The sequence below is a fragment of the Nocardioides bruguierae genome (genome assembly GCF_023554635.1).
GTDB classification, from domain to species: Bacteria; Actinomycetota; Actinomycetes; order Propionibacteriales; family Nocardioidaceae; genus Nocardioides; species Nocardioides bruguierae.
In genome coordinates this window covers 108244-119446 of sequence record NZ_JAMJPH010000023.1, presented here as the reverse complement: position 1 = coordinate 119446, position 11203 = coordinate 108244, and the positions used below count along the sequence as shown (strand labels likewise).

Annotated in this window: 10 protein-coding genes; 2 read left to right on the top strand and 8 right to left on the bottom strand. The window is 59.5% G+C overall.

The window, feature by feature from the left end; all coding sequences use genetic code 11:
- Window positions 1-886: 886 nt before the first annotated feature.
- Genes M8316_RS21305 through M8316_RS12785 form a run of 4 tightly spaced genes read right to left on the bottom strand, consistent with a single transcriptional unit; the run spans window position 887 to window position 4582 of the window.
- Window positions 887-1663, bottom strand: a complete 777-nt coding sequence (locus tag M8316_RS21305; RefSeq protein WP_372490589.1) for a glycosyltransferase — start codon at window positions 1661-1663, stop codon at window positions 887-889.
- A 30-nt stretch (window positions 1664-1693) separates the two neighbouring features.
- Window positions 1694-2782, bottom strand: a complete 1089-nt coding sequence (locus M8316_RS12790; RefSeq protein ID WP_250055130.1) for a glycosyltransferase family 4 protein — start codon at window positions 2780-2782, stop codon at window positions 1694-1696.
- Window positions 2782-3279, bottom strand: coding sequence for a serine O-acetyltransferase (locus M8316_RS21300; protein ID WP_372490588.1), 498 nt, complete (start codon window positions 3277-3279; stop codon window positions 2782-2784). The genes M8316_RS12790 and M8316_RS21300 overlap by 1 nt, the downstream gene beginning before the upstream one ends.
- A gap of 1 nt (window position 3280) precedes the next feature.
- Window positions 3281-4582 carry an O-antigen ligase family protein gene (locus M8316_RS12785; RefSeq protein ID WP_250055129.1) on the bottom strand — a complete coding sequence of 434 codons (1302 nt, stop codon included), beginning with the start codon at window positions 4580-4582 and terminating at the stop codon, window positions 3281-3283.
- A gap of 89 nt (window positions 4583-4671) precedes the next feature.
- Between M8316_RS12785 and M8316_RS21140 the strand changes: the two genes are divergently transcribed.
- Complete coding sequence (locus M8316_RS21140; protein WP_250055117.1) at window positions 4672-5733, top strand: glycosyltransferase; 1062 nt, start codon at window positions 4672-4674, stop codon at window positions 5731-5733.
- On the opposite strand, the gene M8316_RS12775 is transcribed toward M8316_RS21140, so the two are convergent.
- The 4 genes from M8316_RS12775 to cysD form a co-directional block, all read right to left on the bottom strand.
- A complete protein-coding gene (locus M8316_RS12775; RefSeq protein ID WP_250055115.1) occupies window positions 5717-6667 on the bottom strand; it encodes a hypothetical protein in 951 nt (316 codons plus the stop codon). The two genes, M8316_RS21140 and M8316_RS12775, sit on opposite strands and share 17 nt — an antisense overlap.
- 251 nt (window positions 6668-6918) lie before the next feature.
- A complete protein-coding gene (locus M8316_RS21295; protein ID WP_372490587.1) occupies window positions 6919-7560 on the bottom strand; it encodes a sulfotransferase family 2 domain-containing protein in 642 nt (213 codons plus the stop codon).
- Window position 7561: 1 nt separating this feature from the next.
- Window positions 7562-8848, bottom strand: coding sequence for a sulfate adenylyltransferase subunit CysN (cysN, locus tag M8316_RS12770; protein ID WP_250055113.1), 1287 nt, complete (start codon window positions 8846-8848; stop codon window positions 7562-7564).
- Window positions 8848-9762 carry a sulfate adenylyltransferase subunit CysD gene (cysD, locus tag M8316_RS12765; protein WP_250055111.1) on the bottom strand — a complete coding sequence of 305 codons (915 nt, stop codon included), beginning with the start codon at window positions 9760-9762 and terminating at the stop codon, window positions 8848-8850. The genes cysN and cysD overlap by 1 nt, the downstream gene beginning before the upstream one ends.
- 172 nt (window positions 9763-9934) lie before the next feature.
- Between cysD and M8316_RS12760 the strand changes: the two genes are divergently transcribed.
- Window positions 9935-11101 (top strand): nucleotide sugar dehydrogenase, encoded by a 1167-nt coding sequence (locus tag M8316_RS12760; protein WP_250055109.1) that lies wholly within the window; start codon window positions 9935-9937, stop codon window positions 11099-11101.
- The last annotated feature ends 102 nt before the right edge of the window (window positions 11102-11203 follow it).

Sequence of the window (11203 nt, the reverse complement as noted above, 5' to 3'; positions counted from 1 at the left end):
GCGGGACACCGTCCGCGACAAGCCTCCGGATCAGAGCCCAATCCTCCATCGAGATCACCCATCCAATCTGTCTGGGTGGCCCCGTTTTCGACCGTCGTTCTGGCCCCAGATTGGAGCGTCGTCGTCACCTCTCGCGATCACCATGCAATCTCTCTGGTGGCCCGCCTTTGGGCGTCGTTCTCGCACTAGATTGCAGCCTCGCCGTCACGGCGTCGATGGATACGTTCCGCGACTTGCGCGCAGCGGCGACCGGGACCTCAAGGTGGCCATGGACCTCTTCCCAATCCCGAGGGCACCGACCCAGCACGACTGCTGACACGGTCGAAGACCATTCAAAGGAAGTCGTCAAGGCCCGGTTCGCCAACCCGCGGCATGGCGCCACGGCGTCAACGTTCTAGCGATGAGCGGGTTCAACATGGCCAGGAGCCTGGTCGAGACCGGAGCGCTCAGGCTACGCCTACACCTTCAACTCCGATAGCGATTCAATTCAACCGTCCGATCCAGGCCGAGGCACCGGGGAGGCAATCTCACTTCAGGCCCGCACCCCCAATCAGCGAAAAGCGAAACTCACTGAACGTCTGGCCGGCCATGAAGTGCTGGCCCACCTGCCAGCCTGGCCCCGCAACGCCGGGCAGCGGCTGCACACCGCACTGGGAGCGCCTACCGGAGCTGCTGCAGAACCTGCCGTGAGACCAAGACATCGAGTTGGCCAAACACCACAAAGTCACCACCCTCACGGAACGAAGGCGCGCTTATGCGATGCCCCGAGCCTAAGTCCCGAGCCCCGGATGAGAACGACAACCTGCCTCGCCGCCAGTACCTGTCGGAGTCCACAGCCCTGTGGACCAAACCCCGCAGGACCTAGCCAGGGAAAACGCGGCCAGCACTACCTTCGACGCCAACGATGTCGCTCGACCAACCATGTAGGGATGACTCGGATCATCCATAATGGCCCAAGCGCGAATAGTCGACCTGGCAAACTCACACCAGATGAATTTCGCTGAATCGCCAGCCTACGGCCCTTGAGATTGCGAGCAATCGCCCCCAGAGATCGCTGTCCCGGTAAACGATACATAACCAACGAATCGTCAACAATCGCAATCTCAGACTCCGACAGATTCAAACGGAGCATCAAGGCTAAATCCTGGGCTCGCACACAAGCAACATCGTAGCCACCACACTGCAAAGCGGCATCACGCTTCAGGAGCACGGTTGGATGAACAAACGGCATTCTACCCTGCCTCAACATCCGCACGGCCTCCTGTGGCGAAGCCACCGGCAACAAACGTTCCTCAGCTCGCACGCCAGCCGTATCCAATATCCGCGCCGAACCAGCCACCAACGTCAGAGCCGAATCCCCGGAAATAATATTCATTTGCTTAGCCAACCTACCAGGGAGGCTAATGTCATCGGCGTCCTGAACGGCCAAATACGTCCCCCGCGCCTCACGAATTAGTCGGTTCCGTGAGGCGCCTGAGCCGAGCGCCGTACGGTTCGCGAAAACCCGCACCCTGGCATCGCGCTCAGCCGCCTCCCTCACGATATCAAGGGTCCCGTCCGTGCAGCCGTCAGCACAAACGAGAAGTTCCAAATCTACCGAAGACTCAGCCAGGATAGACTGGATAGAATCACCGATAGTACCCTCCTCGTTATGAGCAGCCATGATTACGCTTACATCAACCAAGACATCCACCTAAGCATCATAAATTTCGAGACATGAAGCATGGAACTTTTCGATCGAGAAGGTTTCGCGAGCCCAATGGGTCGCAGCCACACTCATCCGAGACAACCAGACGTGATCGCCAACTACCGACGCAAGAGTGGCCCGCATCTCGCTCAGGTCCTTTACAGCAATGCCTGAAACACCCTCACTTAATGCATCCAAAACCCCTGGGGCACGAACCACGAGGCCAGGCACGCCGAGCCATTGAGCCTCCATCAATGCAAGTGGCATACCCTCATACCTAGCGGTGGAAATGTAAAGGTCAGCCCTTTCCAACCGTTCAACATATTCCGGCTTCGACAACGAAGGGAAGACTTCAACGTCCGTGTGCCGGAAGAACTCCGACGCAGGGCCACCTCCGCCAATCCACCAGAACTCAACTTCAGGTCCGCACTCAGTTGCTAGGGACCTGAACCATTCGGGGCGCTTCTGTGAGGCAATGCGTCCGACGCTGACCACTACCGCCTTGGAACGGCGGGCGGATCTCTGATCGCGGGCGGCCGCCCATCCAACGCCTGAAGGCTGTCCGCCGGGCAGTTCAACAACGTTACTCAGTGTTCGCACACGCGGACTTCCAACGACCTTGGATGCGTACTGATGTTCACTCGGGCCCACAGCAATAATTGTCCCGATGGACCTCAACATACGCTCGACCAGAAATGCAGCCTTCTTTGCAAGGCTCAACTTTTCGGCCGGATCTGCAAGGCTCGCGAAGCCATGTGGGGAATAGAAGACGGACCAGCCCCGGGTCCCGCCGATCACCCTCACCACAACACCGGCCACCGTTGAATGCGCATGCAACACCTCAAAGCGGTCGCCCTCATGCAGAAGCACCCAAGCCAAAGAGATGAGACCCAACAACCGCGAAGGCGCCGACACAAGCTTCAGTTCCACCCCAGCAGCTAACGCATCGTCAGAAAGCGCAGAACGCACACCTGGCCGATTCACAGCCAGGACCGAGACCTTTGCACCTCGTTTGGCTTGATGCAGGGCCAGACTGTTGACGGCTGAACCAACCCCGGTAGTTAGGCTGTCCGTGACATGTAGAACCCTCACCATCAACTGCGGCTCCTAGCCGGAATACCCACAAGTGTTGAGCCGTCAGGAAACGACCGAGTCACCACGGCTCCGGCTCCTACTGAGACTCGATCACCAAGAGTCAACGGGCCTACAAGCGTCGATCCTGCTCCGAAACTGCAGTCATCCCCGACGACCACGGATTCAATTTCCGTTGAGGTCGAACGGCCGGTACCTCCGATCGTTACGCCACCCTGAACGATGGCGCCGGAGCCGATGCAGACGTATTTTCCAATGACAACACCTGTGGGGTGAAATATTGACAGATTCGGGCCAATTTCGGCTTGCCAGGCAATATCCGCACCCGTCAAAAGATGATTAAATTGCTTGAATATCGACCCCAAGGCTGGGTGCGTGCGTCCAGCACGGGCAGACACACGGTAAAAAAGCGTGGCCAACCCCCGCACTGTAAACAGCGCCCAAACACTATCAAGATCAGCGCGCAGAAGTCCCACAATTCCCACCTGCGTTCTAGCCATCCTAGGCCACCGACCGATCCATAGGTTGACGCGTTGACACCCAGGGGCGAGAGCTACCGATGCCCCAAACCAAAACGAAGCCCATAAATATCCAGACATACCTAAGACTTTGTAGATTCAGCGTGGCCATCTGTACTCCTAGAACCGTGACACCCAGGATCATCGCAACGCGAACATCGCGCGCCGGCTCGCATCGAATCACCCTGAGGATGGCGACAAATCCTGCCGTTGCTACCAGCATTCCAACTAGTCCCTGCTCTGCCAAGAGAGTTAGGAAACTATTGTGCGCCACGAAACCCGTTCCCGTCCTGCCTGAGATGCCCATAATGTCACCAGAGTAAAGCGGGTAAAGTCCCGGCCCGACACCCACAAACGGACTCGCTTGCCACAATTCCACCGCCCGACCCCACAGGCTAAGTCGTGAATCGTCGCCCACTTCTTGAAACGCCCCCGACAGTCTCTCAACCGCAGGTATTTCGCCCGCACTCAAAATAAAGGCAGATCCACCCGCAAGAGTTGCCAAGGCGAGCAACGCGATATATGCCTTCAAAGCCCGGAACTGTGAACTTGTCAGAATCAAAACCCCGATTACAACAACCACCAACGTAGCTAGAGCGGATCGCGAGGCGGCAGCCAACAGCCCAAGACACAAGATCGTAAAAGAAGGTAACAACTCTGGAACCGGCTCCACTGCGTGCGCCCAAAGTAGGACAATGATACTAATAAGAAAGAAGCCGGACAGTAGATTGGGATCGTCAAAGAGTCCTCGCGTTCGATAGGCACTTCCCGGGAAAACAGAGATGCCCATCAGGTTCAGACTGCAAAGAGCCGCCTGTAAGGTCGCGGCTGCGGACCAAACACGGAAAGTGGACCGTAGGGATCGTGAATCTCGCGGAGCGAGGGCTACAACAGAGACCAGGTACAGAATGACAACGGTGAACTTCACTTGGCTCGATATGGCAAGATACGCATCGAAAGTCTTCAGATGAAGTTGTGCGTAGACCGCTGACATTGCAGCACTGGCAAGCATGAAGCCGTAAAATGCCAGAACGCGGTTGACAGTTCCACCACCGCTTCGATTAATGAATGCCCCGATCAGCATCAGCGGCAATAACAAATCGCTCGCCGCCACATGAAGCGAACCTGTCGCGGGGCTGAAGAACATCACTCCGCTTGTGATCAAGAAGATGTTGAAATACCAAGATCGTGGCATTAGAAGCAGCAGAATGCTGCAAACCAATGCGATGAACCCCGCCAGCCCATGCCCCAAGCCGACGGCCATCCCGACAGCGACCGCGGACATGCTCGCCACCGCCAACCACATGGCTCCCGACATGGCTCACACCTCCCTAGGTTATGGTGTCCTCTACCATTGTAGACGAGGAAGCCACCGTGGATCGCAATTCTGGAACTTTAGTGTTCCTCTCTCATGACCTGTCGAATAACGCGATGGGGCGTCTCTACAGTACGTATCTGATTGCCAGAAAGGCCGGATACCGGTGCGTAATCGCGGGGGCCAAGGGCTCCGCACTGTGGGCCCCAGTTCAGTCCCAGCTCCAGGATGTAGAGGTCGTCAGCTTCTCAACGGTCGAGGATCTGGTGCACCTTGCCGAGAGAACCTCGGCCTCGGCATTCCTCAGTGTGAAGGCTATGCCGAGCACCCTGTTCCCCGGCATGAGCGCCGCAAGGGAGTGTGGCCTGCCCCTAGTCCTCGACATCGACGACCCGGACTTGGATGTGGCCCTGTCACGTGACAGCCGGCTGCGCGCCATAGCAAAGCGCATCCGCCATCCGCGTCAGATGCATGCCTTCTCTGCCGCCCACGGAATTGCGACTCGACATGCACGAGTCATTACAAGTTCACCAGCTCTGGCACAGATCTACGGCGGTCAAATAGTCCCTCATGTCCGTGCGCAGAGACCCATGCCAGGAACACCTCACCATTCTTCGAAGCCTTCGCTCGCGTTTGTCGGTACGCCGCTTCAGCATAAGGGGATATCACAGTTGCGATCCGCCGTGGCGCAGACTCAACACTTGGGAACCACCTTGACCGTGACTGCCGAAGCACCAACGGACGCACATCCCTGGGAACGGTGGGTCGGGCGGACGTCTCTCGAAGAGGGGATGCGAATTGTGGCAAATACCGACATCATTGCCATCCCCAGTCTAGAAATTGGCTACGGACCCCTGCAATTGCCAGTGAAGTTGATTGATGCGATGTTGCTGGGGCGTGCCATTATCGTGAGCGATCTCGAGCCCATGACGTGGGCAATCGGTGATGCCGGTCTGGTCGTCACTCCTGGTAGCACTCGACGCCTAGTTGATGCGATCAGCACGCTCGCTGACCCCGCTGCACGCTCCCAATTAGGCGCCAGAGCGCTTGAGCGCGCGAGAGTTCTCTTTGACCCCGCTCAGTACGTAGATGAATTGAAGTCCGTTATCGAGATGCCCTAATGACAAAGCCCGTGGAAACAACCAAAACGCTTGCTTGTCCAAGGAGAACACCGAGCATGGCTCCGGTAGCAGCGAGCGATAGACTTCCCCCGATAGTCGCCAGAATGGAAATGATGGACCCCAGTGTAATGGCGGCCGCAGCATGATTCTGGCGACCGTCAGGTATGAGGAAGCCAATGGCCAGTGCGGACGAAGCCGCCACCATCACAACTGTAGCCGCGATTAGGAAGACCTGAATCTCTTGTAAACTAATCTCGGGTCCGAGTACTTTTTCGCCGAGCCCCAGGCCAAATGTTATAACGAGGGAGGCGGCGACGATTGCAGAATAGCCAATAAGAATGATGAGGCTAGTCCTTGCTCTCTTCGACTGGCTGGCGGCATACCTGACGACCCACCCTTGGAGCATGTTGATTACCGGCTTTAGGGTAGTTCGAGCCGCCTGCAGTATTCGCATTGCCAATGCGAACTGGCCAACCGCACCCGGATCGGTTAGCGCCACTAGGAGTGGACTGCTTCGAGTTGCAAGGGATCCCGCTACCGAACTCAACGCGATGGGCAGCTGATCTTTAACGCTAGCCAAGGCTTCGCGTAGGCAATCTTTACGGAAGGTCGCGTAACGATGCGCAACAACAGCGACAATTAGCAATTCTGATAGTAGAAGAATTCCAGCAAACGCGACCGCAGACCCTGATATGGATAGTATCGCTATAGAGCCGATGAGGCCGAGCATCCGTGGGAGCGCATCAAAAACTAGAATCTTACGAGGTTGGCCTAGTCCCGCGAAAAACCAAGCGTTGCTGACACCCTGGGCTGAGAGCGCCAAACTCCATAAGACGCTTGCGGACGCGAACTGCCTATCGATAATTGCTAATAGGATCGGAATCGAAATGATGCCCGTACCAACAAAGACGATGAACCTTGCCGTGATACTCACGCCGAGGTAATGCCGAAGTTGCGTCGACTTCAAGCGCGCCACATCTGTTGGACCGGTGAGTCCCCAGCCTAGGGATACAAAAACTCCCAGTCCCGCGCCTAAAGATTGCCCCAAGGCTAGGTTCGCCCACCCATGCGCACCAGTCTCCGAAATGATTACGGGGATTGCAACCAATGGAGCGAGGGCGGACAGGGCCGTCGGGACAAAATACTCACTTCCGCGCCATAATCTCGCTAGAAGTTTCACTGGATCTACTGATTAGGTGGCGGGTAGGAATATCGAAGAAAATCCTCCTGATAGAGGTCAGTCAAAGCTTCTACCACCTTTGGCCCAAGGCTTAACTTGACTTGCCGGGACGCATTGACGGCTGACGTCGGCAATGAACCTTCAATTCCACATACGAAATCCAGCTTCGCCTTCAGCGACTCAAGTCCATCTTCGATTCTGAAGACTTCAGGGGCGAAGGCCTCGAATTCATGCTGCGGGCGTAAATGGTTGTCACGCATATACGGGTCACTGCCATATGACCGAATGAGCGATAGTGCTCTACGGTCCCAATTCTTTGGGGCCAGGTCCTCGACTTTCTGGCGCACCGGGTTCCGATGACGTGTTCCGTACGTGAGTTCACTGACAAACCTACGGATAGGGTCACGCACAGTCATGAACACGTAGTCGAACGGTGATACTGGTTCGGTGACGTGAGCTGAATAGATGTGTTCTAACAAACTGCCATGAAAATGTTGCGGACTGCAGGGCAATTCACCGAATGGCCCGTGATGACGCAGGCCCGAGACCTGCCCATATGACCTAAGGAGCCCCTCCACCGCGCTTCCGGCCGCCTTCGGAACATGAATGTAGAGTATTCGCCGGCCGGCGCAGTCAAGAACTGGCATCTCAGAGAATCATGCCAGCCCCGACAGTCACGCCGGTCGCTTCATCGATCAGGATAAAGGACCCCGTAGACCTGTTCTTTGAGTACGGGTCACACAGCAGCGGTACTGTTGTGCGGAATTGCACCCGGCCGATCTCATTGACGCCGAGTTCGCCAGCCTCCTGGTCACGGTGCAGCGTGTTGACGTCCAGGCGGTACTGGATGTCCTTCACCATGGCGCGAGCGGTGCGCGTGGTGTGCTTGATGGCGAGCTTCTGCCGGTTCTTCAGCGGCGTCGTCGTCATCCAGCAGACCATCGCGTCGATGTCCTGCGACGGGCTGGGAGCGTTCTTCACGCGGGCGATCATGTCGCCGCGGGAGACGTCCACGTCGTCCTCGAGCCGGACGGTCACCGACATGGGCGGGTAGGCCTCGGTGATCTCCTGGTCGAAGAGGTCGATGCCGGCGATCTTGGACGTCATGCCGCTGGGCAGCACGACGACCTCGTCGCCCGGCTTCATGACGCCACCGGCCACCTGGCCGGCGTAGCCGCGGTAGTCGTGGAACTCGTCGCTCTTCGGGCGCACCACGTACTGCACGGGGAACCGGGCATCGATGAGGTCGCGGTCTGAGGCGACGTGCACGTTCTCGAGGTGGTGCAGCAGCGTGGGCCCGGAGTACCAGGACATCGCCTCGCTGCGGTTCACCACGTTGTCGCCGGCCAGCGCCGAGATCGGGATGACCGTCAGGTCGGGGATGGAGAGCTTCGTCGCGAACTGGGTGAACTCGTCGTGGATCTTGGTGAAGACCTCCTCGGAGTAGTCCACCAGGTCCATCTTGTTCACGGCCAGCACCAGGTGCGGGACGCGGAGCAGCGACAGGATCACCGCGTGGCGGCGGGACTGCTCGGTGAGGCCTTGGCGGGCGTCGACGAGCACGAGGCCGAGGTCGGCGGTGGAGGCACCGGTGACCATGTTCCGGGTGTACTGCACGTGGCCCGGGGTGTCGGCGATGATGAACTTGCGCTTGGGCGTCGCGAAGTAGCGGTAGGCCACGTCGATGGTGATGCCCTGCTCGCGCTCGGAGCGCAGACCGTCGGTCAGCAACGCGAGGTCGGTGTAGTCGTAGCCCTTGCCCTTGGACGTGGTCTCCACGGCCTCGAGCTGGTCCTCGAAGATCGACTTGGAGTCGAGCAGCAGGCGACCGATGAGGGTCGACTTGCCGTCATCCACGGAGCCGGCGGTGGCGAACCGCAGGAGGTCCATATGCGTCGTGACGTTCTCGACGACGTCCGTGATGTCCTCGGCCATCAGAAGTAGCCCTCCTTCTTTCGGTCCTCCATGGCGGCCTCGGAGAACTTGTCGTCACCGCGGGTCTCGCCGCGCTCGGTCACGCGGGCCACCGCGATCTCTTCGATGATCTGCTCGATGGTGCCCGCGGTGGACTCCACGCAGCCGGTGAGGGTGATGTCACCGCAGGTGCGAAAGCGGACGTCGCGCTCCTCGGCGACCTCGCCGTCCTTGCACGGGTTCAGCGGGGTCTCGGTCATCAACATGCCGTTGCGCTTGAATACGCGGCGCTTGTGGCTGTAGTAGATGCTCGGGATCTCGATCTCTTCGCGAGCGATGTAGGACCACACGTCCAGCTCGGTCCAGTTGGAGATCGGGAAGATGCGCATGTGCTCGCCCTCGTGCAGGCGGCCGTTGTACAGGCTCCAGAGCTCGGGGCGCTGGTTCTTGGGGTCCCACTGGCCGAACTCGTCGCGGTGGGAGTAGACGCGCTCCTTGGCGCGGGCCTTCTCCTCGTCGCGGCGGCCACCACCGAAGGCGGCGGTGAAGCCGTTCTCCTCGATGGCGTTGAGCAGGGTGCCGATCTGCATGCGGTTGCGGCTGGTCTTGCCGTCGTCGACCACCACGCCGTTGGCGATGGCGTCGTCGATGCTGGCGACCACGAGGTTGAGACCGAGGCGGTCGACCCAGTTGTCACGCGTCTGCATGACCTCCGGGAAGTCCAGGCCCGTGTCGATCTGCATGATCGGGAACGGGATCTTGGCCGGGTAGAACGCCTTCTCCGCGAGACGGAGCATGACGATCGAGTCCTTGCCGCCCGAGAACATCAGGACGGGCTTCTCGAACTCGGCGGCGACCTCACGGATGATGTGGATCGACTCCGCCTCCAGCTGGTCGAGCTGACTCAGCCGGTAGTCGGCGTGGCTGTCGGGCATGCTTGATGGACCTCTCCTGTTGGGAAGCAGGCGTCACTGTAGCCGTGCCGCACGAGTAGGTCCGAACCTGAGGCCACAATTCACGTTACTCATGTCACGCGAACCCTCACGCAACACGTGCCGGTCCGCCGTTCGTCACCACGCTGACACATCCCAGACCTAGGCTGTGGGCATGAAGATCGCCGTCGCAGGACTTGGCTACGTGGGCCTCTCCAACGCCGTCATCCTCGCCCAGCACCACGAGGTGTGGGCGGTGGATCTCGACGGAGCGCGTGTGGACATGGTCAACCGCCGCGAGTCACCGCTGGTCGACGCCGAGCTCACGGACTACCTCTCCACCCGCGAGCTCAGCCTGACCGCCACGTCCGACGGGGATTCGGCCTACGCCGGCGCCAAGTTCGTGATCGTCGCGACGCCCACCGACTACGACCCGGACACGAACTACTTCAACACCGGGTCCGTCGAGTCGGTCATCAAGCAGGTGCGGGCGGTCAACCCGACCGCGGTCATCGTCATCAAGTCCACCGTGCCCGTCGGCTTCACCGCCAAGATGCGCGGCGAGCACCTGGGCGCGCACATCGTCTTCAGCCCCGAGTTCCTCCGTGAGGGCCGCGCGCTCTACGACAACCTCCACCCCTCGCGGATCGTGGTGGGCGACCGTGCCGAGGATGGCAGGCGCTTCGCCGACCTGCTGCTCGAGGGCGCGGAGGAGACCGACGTGCCCGTCCTGCTGGTGGACTCGACCGAGGCCGAGGCGATCAAGCTCTTCGCAAACACCTACCTGGCCCTGCGGGTCGCGTACTTCAACGAGCTCGACACCTACGCCGCCACCCACGGCCTCTCGACCGCGCAGATCATCGAGGGCGTCGGGCTCGACCCTCGGATCGGCTCGCACTACAACAACCCCAGCTTCGGCTACGGCGGCTACTGCCTGCCGAAGGACACCAAGCAGCTCATGGCCAACTACGCCGAGGTGCCGCAGAACCTCATCGGTGCGATCGTCGACGCCAACACGACCCGCAAGGACTTCGTGGCCGCCGACATCCTGCGCCGGCGCCCGCAGACCGTCGGTGTGTACCGGCTGGTGATGAAGGAGGGCTCGGACAACTTTCGCATGTCCTCCATCCAGGGCGTGATGAAGCGACTCAAGGCCAAGGGCGTCGAGGTCGTGATCTACGAGCCGACGCTCGAGGACGAGCTGTTCTTCAACTCCGAGGTCGTGCGCGACCTGAGCGAGTTCAAGAAGCGGTGCGACGTGATCATCGCCAACCGCAAGCACGAGGACCTCGAGGACGTGGACGACCGCGTCTACACCCGGGACATCTACGGGCGGGACTGACGGCTCTTAACGTTGGCGGGGCGGGTGATCTCGACGTGCGCTCGTCGCTGGTTTCGAGACGAGCGCTGCGCGCCCTCCTCAACCTCCGGCCACGCTCCTCGC